Below are 17,970 nucleotides of genomic sequence, written 5' to 3'. Positions count from 1 at the left end.
CGTGCAGATCCTGCTCGGTCTCGTCATCGGTGCGGTGATCGGCCTGGCGGCGCATTTCGCGCTCCCGGGCCGGCACCTGCGCGGTGCCGCGCTGGCCCCCCTCGCGGGGGCGGCGTCGGCAGCCGTGGTGTGGACCGCGCTCACCTGGGCGGGTTTGGGTGAGTCCCCGCTGGTCTGGGTGCTCGCCGTGATCGCCCCGGTGGCCACGACAGTGCTGCTGGTCGTCCTCGTCACTCGCGCGCGCCTGTCGCGCGACGAGGCCGACCGCTCGCGGCTGCCCGTCTGAGCCCGCGCACCGGGCATCACCTCTGCCGCTTTCGCGCGATCATCGGCGCCGCGAGCTCCCGGCACGTCGGATGCCGTCGACTCAGGCGGCGAGCCCCATGGCATCCATCCGACGGGCGTGCGCACCCATCAGTTCGCTGAAGACGGGTTCGACCTTGGCCTCCTCGGCGCGGTCGAGGTGCCCGTGTCGCAGTGCCGCCCGGGCGACGAGCAGCGTGTCGCCGACGAGTCGGCGGCCCCACAGCGCGAGCAGCCAGCGCCACTCCTCATCGCTGTCGATGGTGGCTACGAGGATGTCGACGATCGCCTGCCGGTCGTCGTCGGCCCGCAGGATGCGGGCGACGCGGCGCCCCGTGTCGCCGTAGCTCGACGACAGCGCGAGGTAGAAGTCGTCGAGGAGCCCCGCCGTGATGTGCACGGTGAGCATGGTCTCCTGCGGACGGACGCCGTGGGTGTTGCGGCGGAACGCGTCGAGCGACTCGCGGAACGGCAGCATGAGCTGCGTCGGGTCGCCACCGCGCTCGCGGATGACCGCGACGAGCTCCTGGTGCTTGATCAGCGCCGCTCCGGCCGCCCGCGAGAGGGACTCCTTCTCAGCGAGCTCGGGGGTGAGGGCGATCAACTCACTCAGGGTCTCGAAGAAGCCCAGCTGCAGATAGGCCGCCTGGCCGAGGAAGGTGTCGATGTCGGGAGCGAGCTCCGCGAAGTCCACGCGCATGGCCTCGCCGAGGTCTCCCCTCGAGCGCAGCTGCAGCGTGCGGCCGACCGGGCGCTGACGACGACGAAACCACTCGAACACGCCCCCAGCCTAGGCGTCCGGGGCCCGCGGAGACACGCCGGGTAGAGTGGACGGGTCCCGGCGATGGATCGGGACCCCGCGCCTGTGGACGAGTGAGGCGTGGATACGACTCCCCCAGGCGGTCTCTCGCCGCCGGAACAGGCACGCACATGACGACATTCGCCGAGCTCGGCATCGATCAGGACATCGTCGATGCCCTGGCATCCAAGGGCATCGTCGATGCCTTCCCCATCCAGGAGCAGACGATCCCCCTGGGCCTTCCCGGACAGGACATCATCGGCCAGGCCAAGACGGGTACCGGAAAGACGTTCGGCTTCGGCATCCCCGTCGTCCAGCGCCTCGGTCTCGACCCCGAGCCCGGGGTGAAGGCCCTCATCGTCGTCCCCACGCGCGAGCTCGCGGTGCAGGTCTACGAAGACATGGACATGCTCACCAGCAACCGCTCGACGAGCGTCGTCGCGATCTACGGCGGCAAGGCGTACGAGGGGCAGATCGACCAGCTCAAGGCCGGCGCGCAGATCGTGGTCGGCACGCCCGGTCGCCTGATCGACCTCGCCAACCAGCGCCTGCTCGACCTGTCGCACGCGACCGAGGTCGTGCTCGACGAGGCCGACAAGATGCTCGACCTCGGCTTCCTCGCCGACATCGAGAAGATCTTCTCGAAGGTCCCGCCCGTGCGTCACACGCAGCTGTTCTCGGCGACCATGCCCGGGCCCATCGTCGCCCTCGCGCGACGCTTCATGTCGAACCCGATCCACATGCGCGCCAACGACCCCGACGAGGGACTCACGCAGGCGAACATCAAGCACCTCGTCTACCGCGCGCACTCGCTCGACAAAGACGAGGTCATCGCCCGCATCCTGCAGTCCGAGGGTCGCGAGAAGGCCGTCATCTTCACGCGCACCAAGCGCGCCGCCCAGAAGCTGATGGACGAGCTGGGCGACCGCGGATTCAACGCCGCCGCCGTGCACGGCGACATGAGCCAGGAGGCCCGCGAGCGCTCGATGGCCGCCTTCAAGGCGGGTAAGAAAGACGTGCTCATCGCCACCGACGTCGCCGCCCGCGGCATCGACGTCAACGATGTGACCCACGTGATCAACCACACGATCCCCGACGACGAGAAGACGTACCTGCACCGGGCCGGCCGCACCGGCCGCGCCGGCAAGACCGGCATCGCGGTGACCTTCGTCGACTGGGACGACGTGCACAAGTGGGCGCTCATCAACCGCGCGCTCGAGTTCGGCCAGCCCGAGCCGACCGAGACCTACTCCTCGAGCCCCCACCTCTACACCGACCTCAACATCCCCGAGGGCACCAAGGGCCGCCTGGTGACGGCGCCGAAGGCCGTCGCGCCCAAGCAGGTCGAGAAGAAGACCGAGGGCCAGGATGCCGAGGGCGACCGCGCCCCGCGTCGTCGCCGTCGTCGCGGCGGATCGTCCACGGGCGACTCGGCCGCCGAGAGCACCCCGCGCACCGAGGGCGGCGCCGGCACGCACGACGGAGCGGGCAAGGAGCACCACGACGGCAACGCGGCCCCGCGCCGCCGTCGCCGCCGCCGCAGCGGTGGGGGCAGCTCGGGCGCCCCGACGGCCCCCGTGGCCTGACCGCAGACGCCGAGACGGCGCCGCTCCCCTCGGGGCGGCGCCGTTCGTCGTTTCGACGCGTCCGGTCCGCGGATCAGGGAAAGACCGGTGCCGAGCCGCGGCCGCGAGCGAACAGGCGCGCGACCATGTCGTCGGCGGTCGTGTTCTCGCCGGGCACGTTCGGCTTGCCGAGGCCGTGGTAGTCGCTCGAACCGGTCACGATGAGGTCGCGCTCGGCGGCGAGGTCCGCCAGGAGGGCGGTCGGCTCGGGCAGGTTCTCGCGATGGGCGAGTTCGAAGCCCGCGAGTCCCGCCTCCAGCATCGCCTGCAGCACGCCGTCGGGCAGCAGCGCCCGCCCCGCCGGGTGGGCGATGATCGGCACGCCCCCGGCGCCCACGACGAGTTCGACCGCGGTCACGGGATCGGGGGCGTACAGGGCGACGTAGTAGTCGCCGGACGGATGCAGGATGCCGGCGAACGCCTCCGTGCGGTCGGCCACGATCCCGCGCGCGACGAGCGCGTCGGCGATGTGGGGGCGCCCCACGGTGGCCCCGTCGGTCGTCTGGGCGACGATGTCGTCCCAGGCGATGTCGTAGTCGTGCGAGATGCGCTCCGCCATGATCTGCGCGCGGTCCAATCGGGACGACCGGATGCGATCGGTCATCGCCCGCAGGGCCGCGTCGTCGGGGTCGACGAGGTACGCCAGCAGGTGCACGCTGCGCCAGCGGTGCCGGGCAGACAGCTCCATGCCCGGGACGAACGTCATCCCGAGCGACGTGGCGGCCTCGGCGGCCTCGGCCCAGCCCGACGTCGTGTCGTGATCGGTGAGAGCGGCGGTCCGCACGCCGTGACGGTGCGCGGCGACCATGACCTCGGCGGGCGGCTCGGTGCCGTCGGAATGGGACGAGTGCAGGTGCAGATCGGCCGGTCCGAGGAATCGACGATCGCGTGGCACCCGTCGAGCGTAGCGCTCCGGCTCCCGCCCGGGCGCGGCGTCGCACTCCTCGCCGCGAGCGACCCCCGCCACCCGAGACGCTCGGGCGCCGCCCTGCCGGCATCCGTCGATCTCACAGACGGCTCGCCTAAGGTCGGGCAGGTGCGTCGACTGCTCGGATTCCTCGTCGCGCTCGTCTTCGCGGCGAGCGCTGCGGTGCTGACGTGGCCGTCGGCTTTCGGCCTCGAGCGGACGTTCCCGCTCGCGCAGATCATCTCGTTCCGGGCCGCGCTCGCGGCGGTGCTCGTGGCGGCGACGCTGCTGATGCTGCTGTTCGCGCTCATCCGGCCGATCCGGGCGCTCGCTCTGGTGCTGGCGCTGATCCTGGGGGTCGCGGGCGGGGTCAACGTCGCCCTGCTGTCCCAGCGCGGACTCGGCACCGAGGGGCTGCCGGCGAAGACCGACACGAGCCTGCGCGTGATGACGTGGAACACCGCCGGGTCGGCCACCTCGGCGGAGTCGATCGCCCAGTTCGCCGTGGGCATGCAGGCCGACGTCGTCACCCTTCCCGAGACGACCATCGACACCGGCGCCGAGGTCGCCGAACTCATGCGCGCCATGGGGCAGCCCATGTGGGCCCATCACGCCGAGTACGGCGAGTACGGCATCACGGGGTGGGATGCCACCTCGACCACCGTGCTCATCCGACCCGAGCTGGGCGACTACTCGGTCATCCAGTCCTCCCTCGACGGGTCGAGCAACACCTCCACCGTGCCCAGCGCTGTGGCGATGCCCGTGTCGGGTGACGGTCCGATCATCGTCGCGGCCCACGCCGTCGCGCCGCGCCAGGAGTACATGCCGCAGTGGCGCAGCGACCTGCAGTGGCTCGCCGACCAGTGCGCGAGCGACAACGTCATCCTCGCCGGCGACTTCAACGCGACCCTCGACCACATGACCGGGATGGGCGTCGAGGGCGGCACCCTCGGCCGGTGCCACGATGCGGCGTCCGACAGCGGCAACGGCGGAGTGGGCACCTGGCCCACCGATGCCCCCGCGCTCCTGGGCGCGCCGATCGACCACGTCATGGCCACGCCCGACTGGACCGTCTCGGGGTCGGTCGTGATGCGCTCCCTCGACGGCTCGGGCAGCGATCACCGCCCGATCGTGGTGCAGTTGGAGCGCACCGGGGGCTGAGCGGCTCCTCCCCAGCCCTCGCGCGCGCACCGGTCCTGCGGGCAGCCGTGCACGACGCGGCGACGGGTGCAAGACTGGAACGATGGACGCCCCCTCCACCAGCGACACGACCGCACCCGCCGAGCCCACGACCGCCGAGCCCACGACCGCCGAGCCGCAGACCGACGAGGTCGCCCTCGACGCGCCGAGCAATCGCAAGGCGCCGTTCCCCCGCGGATTCCTCGACACCATCTCGACGGGGTGGGCGGAGCATCCGGCCGTTCTGCCCGAACCGCGGGAGCAGGCCGCCTGGGCCGCTCGTCGTCGTGCGCGCGTGTCGCGCGCCTTCCCCGGTCAGCGCGTCGTCGTCCCCGCCGGCGGCCTCAAGCAGCGCAGCAACGACTGCGACTACCCGTTCCGCGCCCACTCCGCCTTCTCGCACCTCACCGGCTGGGGCAGCGACTCCGAGCCCGACTCCGTGCTCGTCTTCGAGCCGCGCGACGAGGGTCATGAGGCGGTTCTCTACTTCCGCGAGCGTGCCGATCGCACGACCGCGGAGTTCTATTCGGATGCCACCATCGGCGAGTTCTGGATCGGCCCCCGCCCCGCCCTCGACGGCGTCGCCGCCGACCTGGGTCTCGCCACCGCCCACCTCGATGATTTCGCCCCGGGTGAGGACGACCGCACGGTCGGCACCGACGACGAGCTCACGCGCTTCGTGTCGGAGCTGCGCCTGGTGAAAGACGAGTACGAGCTCGCGCAGATGGCCCTCGCCGTCGAGGTCACCGGCCGCGGCTTCGACGACATCGTCGCCGAGCTTCCGCGCATCATCGAGCACCCGCGCGGAGAGCGCGTGGTCGAGGGCGTGTTCCACCAGCGCGCGCGGTCCGACGGCAACAGCGTCGGCTACGACACCATCGCCGCGTCGGGCCCCCACGCCTGCTACCTGCACTGGACGCGCAACGACGGCGCCGTGAAGCCGGGAGACCTCATCCTGGTCGACGCGGGCGTCGAGGTCGACAGCCTCTACACGGCCGACATCACGCGCACGCTCCCGGTCTCGGGCACGTTCACCGAAATCCAGCGCCGCATCTACGAGACGGTGCGCGAGGCCGCCGACGCCTCCTTCGCCGCGGCCGAGGTGGGTGTGCCCTTCCGCCGCCTGCACGAGGCGGCGATGGAGGTCATCGCCGCGCGCGTGGCCGAGTGGGGTTTGATCCCCGTCACGGCCGAAGAGGCCCTCGACGCCGATGCCGGCGGGCAGCACCGCCGCTACATGGTGCACGGGACGAGCCACCACCTCGGCATCGACGTCCACGACTGCGCGCAGGCGCGTCGCGACATGTACTACGACGGTCTGCTCGAGCCCGGCATGGTCTTCACGATCGAGCCCGGCCTGTACTTCCAGATCGACGACCTCACCGTTCCCGAGGAGTACCGCGGCATCGGTGCGCGCATTGAAGACGACATCGTCATGACCGAAGACGGACCGGTCAACCTGTCGGCGGGCATCCCCCGCACCGCCGACGAGATCGAGGAGTGGATCGCCCGGCAGTCGCGATGACCTTCACGCCCCCGGCATCCTTCACCACCCGGCCGACCCTGCGGGGCACGTTCGGCATGTCGGCGTCCACGCACTGGACGGCGACCGCGACGGCGCAGTCCGTGCTCGAGCGCGGCGGCAACGCGTTCGACGCGGCCGTCGCCGGGGCGTTCGTGCTGCACGTGGTCGAGCCGCACCTGAACGGTCCGGGCGGTGACCTCGTCGCGCTCGTGCGGCCGGCCGGGGCATCCGTCCCCGTCGTGCTGATGGGGCAGGGCCCCGCGCCGGCCGGAGCCACGCTCGAGCACTTCCGGGAACGGGGGCTGGATCTCGTGCCGGGAGCCGGCGGGCTCGCCGCCGCGGTGCCCGGCGCGGTCGACGCGTGGCTGCTGCTGCTGCGCGACCACGGCACGTGGGAGCTCGGCGACATCCTCGCCTACGCCGTCGGCTACGCCCGCGACGGCCACCCCCTGGTGGCGGGGGCCGCCACGACGATCGCGCGGGTCGCCGACCTGTTCCACGCCCACTGGCCCAGCTCCGCCGAGAGGTGGATGCCGACCGGCGGCCCGCCCGCACCCGGCACCGTCGTGACCAACCCGGAGTGGGCCGACGTCCTCGACGCGCTCGTGGCCGTCGGCGCCGCCCTCCCCGACCGAGCCGCTCGCATCGACGCGGCCCGCGAGCGTTGGATGGTCGAGGTGCTCCCGGAGGCGGCGGCGTTCCTCCGACAGCCCCACCGGCACGCCGACGGCGCCGACCACCCCGGCATCCTCGACACGTCCGATCTCGTATCGTGGCGCGCCGGCTACGAGCCCGCGGTCACCGCGCGCTTCCGCGCGTGGGACGTCTTCAAGGCCGGCGCCTGGACGCAGGGACCCGCGCTCCTGCACACGCTGCGGCTGCTCGACGACGTCGACGACGCCGGACTCGACCCGGCGACCGTCGAGGGAGCGCACCTCCTGCTCGAGGCGCAGAAGCTCTCGTACGCCGACCGCGACGCCTGGTTCGGCGACGCCGACGGCGCCATCGACGTCGATGCTCTCCTGGCCGAGGAGTACGTGGCCGCTCGCCGCGCTCTCATCGGTCCCGAGGCGTCCGCCGAGTGGCGGCCGGGTTCGCCCGACGGGCGTCCGCCGGTGTCTCCACCGCTGCGCACCGAGCACGCGTCCGGAGACGGGTCGACGGGCGAGCCCACCGTCGATCGATCGGGCCAGACCCGCGGCGACACGTGCCACATCGACGTGATCGACCGATGGGGCAACGTCGTGTCGGCGACGCCGTCCGGCGGATGGCTGCAGTCTTCGCCCACCGTGCCGTCGCTGGGCTTCTGCCTGGGCACGCGGCTGCAGGCGACGTGGCTCGTCCCGGGGCACCCGGCATCCCTCACCCCCGGGCGCCGCCCGCGGACGACGCTCACCCCGACCCTGCTGTCGCGGGCCGACGAGGTCATCGCCGTGGGCTCCCCCGGCGGCGACCAGCAGGATCAGTGGCAGCTCACCGTCCTGCTGCGCATGCTGGTCGGCGGATACAATCCGCAGCAGGCCATCGACGCGCCGAACCTCCACACGACGGCGCTCGTCGACTCGTTCTGGCCGCGCACGTGGGCGCCCGCCGGGGCGGCGGTCGAAGACCGCCTCGGCGCTGAGGTGATCGAGGGCCTCGAGCAGCGCGGTCATCGCGTGCGGCGCATGGGCGATTGGTCGCTCGGACGCGTCACCGCCGTCGGACGCGGCAGCGACGGCACGCTATGGGCCGCCGCCAATCCCCGCGGCGCGCAGGGGTACGCGGCGGGCCGCTGACCACGCGTCCCGTGGAATCGCAGAGCTCTCCCGCGCTGCACGCATCCGCGCAGCGATGCCGCCCGCGGATCATCGCGACGCGCGGTCTGCGCGGTCGATGCCCACCAGACGCCGCCGCGCCCGTCAGAGCGACCGCACGAACCCCGCGACCACCGGCGCCAGTCCCGCCCCGATCTCATCTGCCGGTCGGCGCGCGCCCTTCACCTCGAAGGAGTGGTTCCCCCCGACGATCCATTGCACCCGCGCGTCCTGGCACGACGCCACGACCTCGTCGAACTGCGCACGCGGGTCGATGAAGGGGTCGTTCTCCCCCTCGACGAACAGTTGCGGCATCCCGATCGCCGGCAGGTGCGCGGCGCGCGGCTTGTCGGCCCTCCCCGGCGCGTGCAACGGGTATCCCAGGTAGACCAGCCCGGCGGGAGCGATGACCCCCTCGGCCGCGGCGACGGATGCCATGCGCCCGCCGTACGACTTGCCCACGGCCGTATACGGCCCCGGAGCCGCCCCCGCGAGCCACGCCTGCACGCCCGCCCACGTCGCCACGGCGTGCGCGGCGGGTCCCGGCATCCGTCGTCCGGCTTCGACGTAGGGGAAGACGAACCGCAGGACGGACACCCCGCTCGCCACGAGGGCCTCGGCGAGGCCCGCGAGGAAGGGATGCTCCATCCCCGCACCCGCCCCGTGCGCGAGCGCGACGGTCGAGATGGATCCGGATGCCGGCGACCACAACCCCGAGACCTCCGTCGCACCCGCCGGGAGCTCGACGGCGATGCGGACGGACTCGACGGAGGGAACCGCTTCGGCGCTCACCGCTCGGTCGGTCGGGAGCCGTCGTCGGCGTCGGTGGCGTCGTCCGGGCGCACGTGGGGAGTCGACTCGCCCGCGGTCCCCGCGTCATCGCGCGCTCCGCCGTCCGCCGACGCGTCACCCCGCGGCTCCGGCGCCTTCGGCGCGATGCGTTCGCCGTAGCGCGGCGGCTCGTCGTCCGACGGCGCGACGGTCGGCGCGGGCGGCCGCGGCGGAGCGGCGGGCAGGGTCGAGCCGGGGGCCACGCGCTCGCCGTACTGCGGCGGGTCGGACGGCGAGGCGGTCGGACGCGACACGACCGTGCGCGCGGCTCCGGACGGCCCGACGATCCCCCGCGCCTTGTGCACGCTGGTGGCGGCGACGCAGACGTCGTAGTGATCGGCGGCGACCTGCATCACCGAGGCGAAGTCGCGTCGGCGACGCACGATCGAGTAGGTCCCGAGACTGAGGAGCATGCCGAGGGCCATACCGACGAGCAGGACTCCCACGAACAGCGAGATCTGCAGGGTGGGCTGGCCGAGCACGAAGATGAACGCGAACAGCAGGCCGAGCATGAGCCCGTTCAGCGCGCCCGAGCGGGCCGCCGTGGCGTAACCGAGTCGCCCCGTCACGCGTTCGATCGACCGGAGGCCCGAGCCGACGATCGCGATGTCGCGGGCGGGCACCTCTCCCGCGATCAGCGACGAGACGGCCTTCTGGGCCTGCTCGTACGTCGGGAACGAGGCGACCTTCTCGCCGACCTCGTCTCGACCGGCACCCGGACGCTGCGCGAACATACTCATTTCACCATCCTGTCACGCGCGCCTGGAGCGTTCCGAGGTGTTGCGCATGAGGCGCGGACTACGCTGGACCGGTGAGCACGCAGAGGGTTTTCGTCGCCCGCTTGGCGGGCTGCACGGTGTTCGACCCGGCGGGAGACCGTCTGGGCAAGGTGCGCGACGTCGTGGTGATCTACCGCGCGTCGGCGGCGCCGCGCGTCGTGGGCCTCGTCGTCGAGATCCCCGGGCGCCGACATGTGTTCGTGTCCATCGGGCGCGTCACCTCCATCCAGGCCGGCCAGGTCATCACCACCGGCCTCATCAACGTGCGCCGCTTCCAGCAGCGCGGCGGCGAGGTGCGGGTGATGGCCGAGATGCTCGGGCGTCGCGTGAGCCTCGTCGACGGCTCCGGCAGCGCCGTGATCGAAGACGTCGCGATCGAACGCAACCGCCTCGGCGAATGGGACGTGGGGCAGCTGTTCCTGCGTCGCCCCCGTACGAGCGCGTCGCCCTTCGCCAAGGGCGCGACGACCTTCGCCGCCTGGGGCGAGGTCCGCGAGAACCAGACGCCCGGCGAGGCGCAGTCCGCCGAACAGCTCGTGGCGACCTACTCCGAGCTCAAGCCCGCCGACCTCGCCAACACCCTGCTCGACCTGCCCGAGGAGCGCCTGATCGAGGTCGCCGAGGAGCTCAGCGACGACCGCCTCGCCGACGCCCTCGAAGAGATGCCGGAAGACGAGCAGGTGCACATCCTCGAGCAGCTCGGCGACGAGCGCGCCGCCGACATCCTGGATGCCATGGAGCCCGACGACGCGGCCGACCTCCTCGGTCAGCTGCCCGAGTCGCGCTCGGAGCAGCTGCTCGAGCTCATGGAGCCCGAGGAGGCCGACGACGTCCGCGCCCTCCTGCAGTACGGCCCCGACACCGCCGGTGGTCTCATGACGCCCGAGCCGATCGTGCTGTCGGCGGATGCCACGGTCGCGGAGGCCCTGGCCCTCATCCGCCGCCACGAGCTGCACCCGGCCCTCGCGGCATCCGTGTTCATCACCCTCCCGCCCTACGAGACGCCCACCGGGCGTCTGCTGGGCACGGTGCACTTCCAGCGGATGCTGCGCTACCCCCCGCACGAGCGCCTCGGCGCGATCATCGACGACACGCTCGAGCCCGTGCCCGCCGACGCGACGGCGGCCGAGGTGGCGCGCCTGCTGGCGAGCTACAACCTCGTGTCGCTGCCCGTCGTCGATCAGGCCCACCGCCTCGTCGGCTGCGTCAGCGTCGACGACGTGCTCGACTACCTGCTGCCCGACGACTGGCGCACGCACGACAGCGACGATCCGAAACCCCCGACCCCGGTCAGACCGCTGCAGACGCAGAGCATCCCCACCCAGATCCCGCAGACCCCGAGGAGGCGCTGATGGCACGTAACAACAAGACGCCCGCCCTCGATGCGCCTCGCGGGCGCACGGGCGTGCTCGCGCCTCGCACGCCGCAGCCCTCGCGCGATCGGTTCGGCCGTTTCACCGAGTGGGTCGCGCGGGCGATGGGCACCCCGACCTTCCTCCTGTCGTTGACGATGTTCTGCGTGCTGTGGATGGGGTGGAACTCCATCGCCCCCGACGACTGGCGCTTCGACTCGGCCGCCATCGGCTTCACGGCGCTCACCCTGGTGCTGTCGCTGCAGGCGTCGTACGCGGCTCCCCTCATCCTGCTGGCGCAGAACCGGCAAGACGACCGCGACCGCGTGCAGATCGAGCAGGACCGCCAGCGCGCCGAACGCAACCTCGCCGACACCGAATACCTCGCGCGCGAGATCGTTGCGCTGCGCATGGCGGTGAAAGACCTGACCGACGAGGTCATCACGAAAGACACGCTGCGCACCGAGCTCAAGGCGCTGCTCGAGCGCCTCGACGACCAGCCCGACGCGGGAGCACGTCCGAGCTCATCGCGGGCGACCCCGTGACGGCGGAGTTGACCGCCCGCGTCCGCGACGCGGTCGCCGGCGTCACCGATCCGGAGTTGCGCCGCCCCCTCGGCGAGCTCGACATGCTGCGCGAGATCGCCGTGCGCGACGGCGTGGCGGAGGTGGGCATCGCCCTGACGATCGTCGGGTGCCCCGCCGCCGACCGCATCGAGCGCGACGTACGGGATGCCGCGGCCTCGGTCGCGGGGATCGACGCCGTCGACGTGCGCGTCGGCGTCATGTCGCCCGACGAGCGCAAGGCCCTGACCGAGAAGCTGCGCGGGGGGCGGGCGAAACGCGAGATGCCGTTCGGCCCCGACTCCCTCACGCGCGTCATCGCCGTCACCAGCGGCAAGGGCGGTGTCGGCAAGTCGACCGTCACGGCGAACCTCGCCGTCGCGCTCGCGGCCCGGGGGCTGCGGGTCGGCCTCGTCGACGCCGACGTGCACGGATTCTCGATCCCGGGTCTGCTCGGCCTCGTCGACACCGACGGCCTGCCGCCCGCACCCACCCGCCTCGACGACCTCATCCTGCCGCCCGTCGCCTACGGGGTGAAGGTGATCTCGATCGGCATGTTCCTGCGTCGACCCGGAGAGGATGCCGCGGGCGCGGTCGCGTGGCGCGGGCCGATGCTGCACCGCACCGTGCAGCAGTTCCTCACCGACGTGTTCTTCGGCGACCTCGACGTCCTGCTGCTGGACATGCCGCCCGGCACGGGCGACGTCGCGATCTCGGTGGGCCAGCTGCTCCCCCACGCCGACGTGCTCGTGGTGACCACTCCGCAGGCGGCCGCCGCCGAGGTGGCCGTGCGCTCGGGTCTCGTGGCGCGCCAGACCGGTCAGCGCCCGATCGGCGTCATCGAGAACATGGCCGCGATGACCCTCCCCGACGGCACCGTGCTCGACCTCTTCGGAGCCGGTGGCGGCGAGGAGGTGGCCCGTGCCCTGTCGACCGACGAGGCGACGGTGCCGTTGCTGGCATCCGTGCCCCTCAGCCCGGCGCTGCGCACGGGGGGCGACGACGGCCGACCCGTGGTGCTCTCTAACCCCGACGACCCCGCCGCGCGGGCGATCGACGCGGCCGCCGCGGCCCTCGCGATCCGCCCCCGCGGCCTCGCGGGCAAGCCCCTGCGTCTGAGCGTCTGACGACGCCGCACCCCCAGTCTGCCGAGCCCTCGAAGCCCAAGACCCGCACACGCACACCGCCAGGTGGCTGAGCCTGTCGAAGCCACCGGGTCCCGCGCACGCACATCGCCAGGTGGCTGAGCCTGTCGAAGCCACCGGGCCCCGCCCACGCACCGGTCCCTTCGCCGAGCTCAGGAACCTGCCCGGGTCGGGAACCCTTCGCGCTCACCGGCCCCGGCGCCCGAGGGTGGGCCTCAGGTCGCTTCGTCGTCGAACGGGGGACGCTCGCCGGGCGAGAACGGCGGCACCGTCGGCTTGGGCTTGGCCGCGAGGGCCGCGGCGCCCGCCGCGCGCATGGTCGCCGTCGGGGTGTCGTCGAGGAGCGCCTCGCGGATGATGCGCCGTGGGTCGTACTGGCGCGGGTCGAGCTTCTTCCAGTCGACGTCGTCGAACTCGGGGCCCATCTCGTCGCGCATGCGCGTCCGGGCACCCTGCAGCGTCTCTTTCGCGCGCTTGGTGAACTTGGCGAGCGTCTCCGCGTAACGCGGGAGCCGCTCGGGACCGACGAGCACCGCGGCGATCACGCCGATCAGCAGCAGCTTCTCGATCGTGAGGCCGAAGAACATGGCATTAGATTACCGGCCGCGCCTGGGGGGCGCGCACCCTTCGGCCGTCTAGCCTGAGTCGAGGAGGTCCACGTGAGCGGTCAACAGGCGAACGAACGGTTCGTGCAGGAGTCGACGGTCGAGCCCGAGCACATCGCTCGCGCTCGGGCGCACGCGCTCGAACTCGGCGCTGCGCCCGTGAGCCCCGCGGTCGGTGCACAGGCGGCCGTGATCTCGGCGGCATCGCGCGCGCTCAACATCGTCGAGGTCGGAACCGGCGGTGGCGTCTCGGGACTCTGGCTGCTGCACGGATCCCCGCGCGCGACGATCACGACCATCGACAGCGAGCCCGAGCACCTCGGCGCCGCTCGTCAGGCCTTCCTCGACGCGCGGGTCCCCGCGGCTCGCGCCCGCTTCATCACGGGCCGCGCCTCCGACGTGCTCCCGCGCATGAACGAGGCGTCGTACGACATCGTCTTCATCGACGCCGACCCCGAGGGCGTCATCGAATACGTCGAGCACGGTCTGCGCCTCGTCCGCGCCGGCGGAACCGTGCTCATCCCGCGCGTGCTGGCGGGCGGAGCGGTCGCCGATCCCGTTCGCCGCGACGCCGTGACGACCGCGTACCGCTCCCTCATCCAAGAGGTCCAGGCCTCCCCCGCCGTCATCGGCGCCCTCTCCACGACCGGCGAGGGCCTGCTGCAGCTCACGACGCGCTCCACCGACGCCTGAAGAGCGAACGACTCCGGATGCCGCGCTCCGCGGCAACGTTCCGGGACGTCCAGGCGGTGGAAGGCCCGACGTCCCGCGCCCGAGAGCACGACGCTCACCGTCCCACCGATACGACGAAGGCCGGCCCCCGCGGGGACCGGCCTTCGTGCGGAGATGATCGTCAGGCAGCGCCGACGACACCACCGAGCACGTCGTAGAGTTCCTTCGCCTCGGCGTCGTTCACCGAGACGACGAGACGCCCGCCGCCCTCGAGCGGCACGCGCACGATGATCAACCGGCCCTCCTTCACGGCCTCCATCGGTCCGTCGCCGGTACGCGGCTTCATGGCTGCCATCGCGGCCCCCTTTTCCTCGTTGGTCTGTGAAGTAGTTTACTGTGTCAGCGCGCGCGCTCGTCGTATCGCCGTCCCCGTCCGTCATCTGCCGGACTGTGCGACCCGTTCAGGGGATCTGCCAGAAGGTGTTCCCCAGCGCGTACATGTTGTAGATCCACCACCACTGACCGAGCAGGGCCGCGGCGAGCACGCCCAGACGCCACGCGCGAGAGCGCGGGACCGCGAGCGCTCCCCACAGCGGCGACACGGGCACCAGCAGACGGAAGATGCTCGACTGCGGGAAGAAGACCAGCAGCAGGTAGATCAGATAGCTCGCCGACCAGAGGCGCACCTCCACGCCGAGCGTGCGCACCTGCGGCAGCATCACGAGCGCGGCGGTCACACCGCCGACCAGCAGCACCAGGGCGATCACCCCCGCGAGGGGCCCGAGCCCCCACTGCGTGAACCAGAACTGCGCGCCCTGCACCCATCCCTCGACGGGGACGAAGGCACCGCTCGCATCCGCGATCCAGTTGCGACGCCAGGCCAGCTCGGTCGCGAGGTACGCGCCCGGCTGCCCGGTCACCACCGCCGCGATGGCCTGCCACGCGAACCCCACCACGCTCGACAGCACGCCCACCGCGACGATGTGCACGATCTCCGAGACCGGCAGCGGATCGGTGCGCCGACGCAGGAAGCGATGGATGCCGTAGAGCCCCAGGAAGAGCGCGAAAGCCAGGGCGCCGGGCCGGGTGAACCCCATGACGGGCACGAGCACGTAGAGCCACCCCCACCGTCGCCGCTGGACGCACCACAGTGCGACGAAGAGCAGGAAGAGGAACATCGACTCCGCGTAGCCGACCTGGAACAGCGCCGCGAGCGGCCCGCTCGCGAAGAAGACGACGGCCCACATCGCCGCGGACCCGCCGATGCGCTCGCGCAGGAGCGCGTAGAGCATGACACTCGCCCCGTATCCCGACGCGAGCGAGATCGCGACCGCCCCCGCTCCCCAGGAGCCGAGGAGCGACCCGAGGCCGGCGGACAGGAACGCGTAGAGCGGCATGAAGGCCCACGCGTTCTCGGCCACGTCACCCGTCGCGGTGATCGGCAGGTGCGCGGGATAACCCGACACCGCGGCGAACCAGTACCACTGCGCATCCCACCCGAGGGCCAGCTCCCCCAGCGACGGCGAGATGCCGTACCGCGACCCGGGACCCGACAGACTCGACGCCAGCAGGAAGAAGCCCGTGGTCACCAGCCGCGCCGCGACGTAGATCACCGCGATGCGGGCGGCCACGGGCAGTGCCCGCCACGCCCCCACAGGCGCGGGGATCGTGGCCGCGGTCGTCACGACCCGCTCAGCCAGGCCCGCAGGCCCCGCTCCACGGCGTCGATCTGCGCCACCGGCACGCGCTCCTCGTCGTGGTGCGCCAGGTGCGGGTCACCGGGGCCGTAGTTGACGGCCGGGATGCCGAGGGCCGAGAAGCGCGCCACGTCGGTCCAGCCGTACTTGGGTGTGGGTGTGGCGCCCACGGCATCCACGAATTCTCTCGCGAGCTCGGCGTCGAGGCCGGGACGCGCGCCCTCGGCGATGTCGACGATCTCGACCTCGAAGCCCGTGAAGACGTCGTTCACGACGCGGGCGGCGGCCGCCGCATCGCGGCTGGGGGCGAAGCGGTAGTTGACCTCGACCTCGCACGCGTCGGGGATGACGTTTCCGGCAACCCCTCCCGTGATGCGGACGGCGTTCAGCCCCTCGCGGTAGACCAGGCCCTCGACCTCGATCTCGCGCGCCCGGTATTCGGCGAGGCGGGCGAGGATGGGCGCCGCCTTGTGGATCGCGTTCTCGCCGATCCACGAGCGGGCGCTGTGGGCGCGAACGCCCGCGGTGCGCACGAGCGCGCGCAGCGTGCCGTTGCATCCACCCTCGACCTCGCCGTTGCTCGGTTCGCCGAGGATCGCGAAGTCGCCCTCGAACAGGTCGGGGCGGTTGCGCGAGAGGCGGCCGAGTCCGTTCAGTGAGGAGTCGACCTCTTCGTGGTCGTACCACATCCAGGTGATGTCGACGCCGGGCTCGGTGAGCTCGGCGGCCAGCTTCAGCTGCACCGCGACTCCGGCCTTCATGTCGACGGTCCCGCGGCCCCACAGGAACGCTTCGCCGTCGATCTCACGATCCTCGACGGGGAGATTGCGATTGATGGGGACGGTGTCGATGTGTCCCGCGATCACGACGCGACGCGCGCGGCCGAGGTTCGTGCGCGCCACGATCGTGTCGCCGTCGCGGATGACCTCGAGGTGGTCGTACGCCGACACGGCGGACGCGATGGCGTCGGCCAGCGTGGTCTCGTCGCCGGACTCGCTGTGGATGTCGCAGATGGCCCGCGTGAGGTCGACGGAGGACGAGGTGAGCTCGAGCGCGGTCATGCCACCGATCCTTTCACACGAGGTCGCGCCGGTAGCCTGGGCCTGTGAGTAATGAACGACGCATCAGCGCTGCCGGCCTCTCGACACGGACCACCGACGGAACGGTGCTCGACGCCTGGTTCCCGAAGCCCGTCCTCGGAGTCTCCGACGACCTGGATGCCGCCGCTGCGGCGCTCGAATCCTCGGCCGGCGCCGACGAACGGCGCGACGTCGTCGTCGAGACCGTGACGCTCACCATCGACGCGGATGCCGCACCCGCCTCCACGGTCGACGCCTATCTCCGCCTGCATGCGCTGTCGCACCTGCTCGTCCGCCCCAACGAGATCAACCTCGACGGCATCTTCGGCCACCTGCCGAACGTCGCCTGGACGAACGCCGGTCCGATGCACCCCGACACAGCGGCGCGCACGCTCGCGCTGCTGAAGCGTCACGGCATCCAGCTGCAGGGGCTCGACAAGTTCCCGCGCCTCACCGACTACGTGCTCCCGGCAGGCGTGCGCATCGCCGACGCTTCCCGTGTGCGCCTCGGCGCGCACCTCTCCCCCGGCACGACCGTCATGCACGAGGGCTTCGTCAACTTCAACGCCGGCACGCTCGGCTCCTCGATGATCGAGGGACGCGTCTCGCAGGGCGTCGTCATCGGCGACGGCACCGACATCGGCGGCGGCGCCTCGATCATGGGGACGCTCTCCGGCGGCGGAACGCACCGCGTCTCGATCGGCGCACGCACACTCCTCGGCGCGAACGCCGGCATCGGCATCTCGCTCGGCGACGACTGCGTCGTGGAGGCCGGTCTCTACGTCACGGCCGGAACCAAGGTGCGCGTCGGCGACCAGACGGTCAAGGCCGGCGAGCTGTCGGGCCGCAACGGCATCCTGTTCCGCCGCAACTCCCTCACCGGCGCCGTCGAAGCCTCGGCCCGTGCCGGCGTCGGCGTGACGCTGAACGAGGCCCTGCACGCCTGAGGCCCCACCCCCACCGATAAACGCCGTTCCTGTCGAGACTCGCGCCCCCACCGCGTGTCTCGGCACGCACGGCGTTTTTCGCGCGCGCCCGGTCGACCCGCGCCGGGCGCCGCACCCGCCCCGCGCCCGCCCCGCCCCGCGCCCGCCCCGCCCCGCGCCCGCCCCG

The 17,970-nt window shown here is 72.1% G+C and carries 18 protein-coding genes; 10 read left to right on the top strand and 8 right to left on the bottom strand.

Annotated features, from left to right (window positions below; genetic code table 11):
• The first annotated feature begins 1 nt into the window (after position 1).
• A complete protein-coding gene (locus RWH44_RS15930) occupies positions 2-286 on the top strand; it encodes a hypothetical protein (RefSeq protein ID WP_316005332.1) in 285 nt (94 codons plus the stop codon).
• 81 nt (positions 287-367) lie between these two features.
• Here the strand turns inward: RWH44_RS15930 and RWH44_RS15925 are convergent, their stop codons facing one another.
• Complete coding sequence (locus tag RWH44_RS15925) at positions 368-1,084, bottom strand: ferritin-like fold-containing protein (protein WP_316005331.1); 717 nt, start codon at positions 1,082-1,084, stop codon at positions 368-370.
• A 149-nt stretch (positions 1,085-1,233) separates the two neighbouring features.
• On the opposite strand from RWH44_RS15925, the gene RWH44_RS15920 reads away from it, so the two are divergent.
• Positions 1,234-2,688 (top strand): DEAD/DEAH box helicase, encoded by a 1,455-nt coding sequence (locus RWH44_RS15920; protein ID WP_298871975.1) that lies wholly within the window; start codon positions 1,234-1,236, stop codon positions 2,686-2,688.
• Between the two features lie 73 nt (positions 2,689-2,761).
• On the opposite strand, the gene RWH44_RS15915 is transcribed toward RWH44_RS15920, so the two are convergent.
• Positions 2,762-3,622, bottom strand: coding sequence for a PHP domain-containing protein (locus RWH44_RS15915; RefSeq protein WP_316005330.1), 861 nt, complete (start codon positions 3,620-3,622; stop codon positions 2,762-2,764).
• Between the two features lie 141 nt (positions 3,623-3,763).
• Between RWH44_RS15915 and RWH44_RS15910 the strand changes: the two genes are divergently transcribed.
• From RWH44_RS15910 to RWH44_RS15900, 3 genes are all read left to right on the top strand, one after another.
• Positions 3,764-4,795 carry an endonuclease/exonuclease/phosphatase family protein gene (locus RWH44_RS15910; protein WP_316005329.1) on the top strand — a complete coding sequence of 344 codons (1,032 nt, stop codon included), beginning with the start codon at positions 3,764-3,766 and terminating at the stop codon, positions 4,793-4,795.
• Positions 4,796-4,877: 82 nt separating this feature from the next.
• Complete coding sequence (locus RWH44_RS15905) at positions 4,878-6,338, top strand: aminopeptidase P family protein (protein ID WP_316005328.1); 1,461 nt, start codon at positions 4,878-4,880, stop codon at positions 6,336-6,338.
• Positions 6,335-8,116 carry a gamma-glutamyltransferase family protein gene (locus RWH44_RS15900; RefSeq protein ID WP_316005356.1) on the top strand — a complete coding sequence of 594 codons (1,782 nt, stop codon included), beginning with the start codon at positions 6,335-6,337 and terminating at the stop codon, positions 8,114-8,116. The genes RWH44_RS15905 and RWH44_RS15900 overlap by 4 nt, the downstream gene beginning before the upstream one ends.
• A gap of 123 nt (positions 8,117-8,239) precedes the next feature.
• Here RWH44_RS15900 and RWH44_RS15895 read toward each other — a convergent pair whose 3' ends face one another.
• Both RWH44_RS15895 and RWH44_RS15890 read right to left on the bottom strand, forming a co-directional pair.
• Positions 8,240-8,926, bottom strand: a complete 687-nt coding sequence (locus RWH44_RS15895; RefSeq protein ID WP_437127311.1) for an alpha/beta hydrolase family protein — start codon at positions 8,924-8,926, stop codon at positions 8,240-8,242.
• Entirely contained in the window at positions 8,923-9,705 is a 783-nt protein-coding gene (locus RWH44_RS15890) for a YflT domain-containing protein (RefSeq protein ID WP_316005327.1), read from the bottom strand. Before RWH44_RS15890 ends, RWH44_RS15895 begins: the two co-directional genes overlap by 4 nt.
• 71 nt (positions 9,706-9,776) lie before the next feature.
• Between RWH44_RS15890 and RWH44_RS15885 the strand changes: the two genes are divergently transcribed.
• The 3 genes from RWH44_RS15885 to RWH44_RS15875 are packed head-to-tail and all read left to right on the top strand — an operon-like array spanning position 9,777 to position 12,786.
• Positions 9,777-11,096: a magnesium transporter gene (locus tag RWH44_RS15885; RefSeq protein ID WP_316005326.1), complete on the top strand. Its 1,320-nt coding sequence runs from the start codon at positions 9,777-9,779 to the stop codon at positions 11,094-11,096.
• Positions 11,096-11,641, top strand: coding sequence for a DUF1003 domain-containing protein (locus RWH44_RS15880; RefSeq protein ID WP_298871959.1), 546 nt, complete (start codon positions 11,096-11,098; stop codon positions 11,639-11,641). The genes RWH44_RS15885 and RWH44_RS15880 overlap by 1 nt, the downstream gene beginning before the upstream one ends.
• Positions 11,638-12,786, top strand: a complete 1,149-nt coding sequence (locus RWH44_RS15875) for an Mrp/NBP35 family ATP-binding protein (RefSeq protein ID WP_316005325.1) — start codon at positions 11,638-11,640, stop codon at positions 12,784-12,786. The genes RWH44_RS15880 and RWH44_RS15875 overlap by 4 nt, the downstream gene beginning before the upstream one ends.
• A 233-nt stretch (positions 12,787-13,019) precedes the next feature.
• Here the strand turns inward: RWH44_RS15875 and RWH44_RS15870 are convergent, their stop codons facing one another.
• Positions 13,020-13,391 carry a twin-arginine translocase TatA/TatE family subunit gene (locus RWH44_RS15870; RefSeq protein WP_298871954.1) on the bottom strand — a complete coding sequence of 124 codons (372 nt, stop codon included), beginning with the start codon at positions 13,389-13,391 and terminating at the stop codon, positions 13,020-13,022.
• Positions 13,392-13,463: 72 nt separating this feature from the next.
• Here RWH44_RS15870 and RWH44_RS15865 point away from each other — a divergent pair, with 72 nt between their 5' ends.
• Positions 13,464-14,102, top strand: coding sequence for an O-methyltransferase (locus RWH44_RS15865; protein ID WP_316005324.1), 639 nt, complete (start codon positions 13,464-13,466; stop codon positions 14,100-14,102).
• A gap of 160 nt (positions 14,103-14,262) precedes the next feature.
• Here RWH44_RS15865 and RWH44_RS15860 read toward each other — a convergent pair whose 3' ends face one another.
• The 3 genes from RWH44_RS15860 to dapE form a co-directional block, all read right to left on the bottom strand.
• Positions 14,263-14,436: a DUF3117 domain-containing protein gene (locus tag RWH44_RS15860; RefSeq protein ID WP_076490128.1), complete on the bottom strand. Its 174-nt coding sequence runs from the start codon at positions 14,434-14,436 to the stop codon at positions 14,263-14,265.
• A gap of 106 nt (positions 14,437-14,542) precedes the next feature.
• Complete coding sequence (locus RWH44_RS15855) at positions 14,543-15,766, bottom strand: hypothetical protein (RefSeq protein WP_316005323.1); 1,224 nt, start codon at positions 15,764-15,766, stop codon at positions 14,543-14,545.
• A complete protein-coding gene (dapE, locus tag RWH44_RS15850; protein WP_316005322.1) occupies positions 15,763-16,839 on the bottom strand; it encodes a succinyl-diaminopimelate desuccinylase in 1,077 nt (358 codons plus the stop codon). The genes RWH44_RS15855 and dapE overlap by 4 nt, the downstream gene beginning before the upstream one ends.
• 44 nt (positions 16,840-16,883) lie before the next feature.
• Here dapE and dapD point away from each other — a divergent pair, with 44 nt between their 5' ends.
• Positions 16,884-17,804 carry a 2,3,4,5-tetrahydropyridine-2,6-dicarboxylate N-succinyltransferase gene (gene dapD, locus RWH44_RS15845; RefSeq protein ID WP_316005321.1) on the top strand — a complete coding sequence of 307 codons (921 nt, stop codon included), beginning with the start codon at positions 16,884-16,886 and terminating at the stop codon, positions 17,802-17,804.
• Positions 17,805-17,970 lie beyond the last annotated feature (166 nt).

The organism is Microbacterium phycohabitans, assembly GCF_032464935.1.
Lineage (GTDB): Bacteria > Actinomycetota > Actinomycetes > Actinomycetales > Microbacteriaceae > Microbacterium > Microbacterium phycohabitans.
This window is presented reverse-complemented; position numbering and strand designations above follow the sequence as displayed.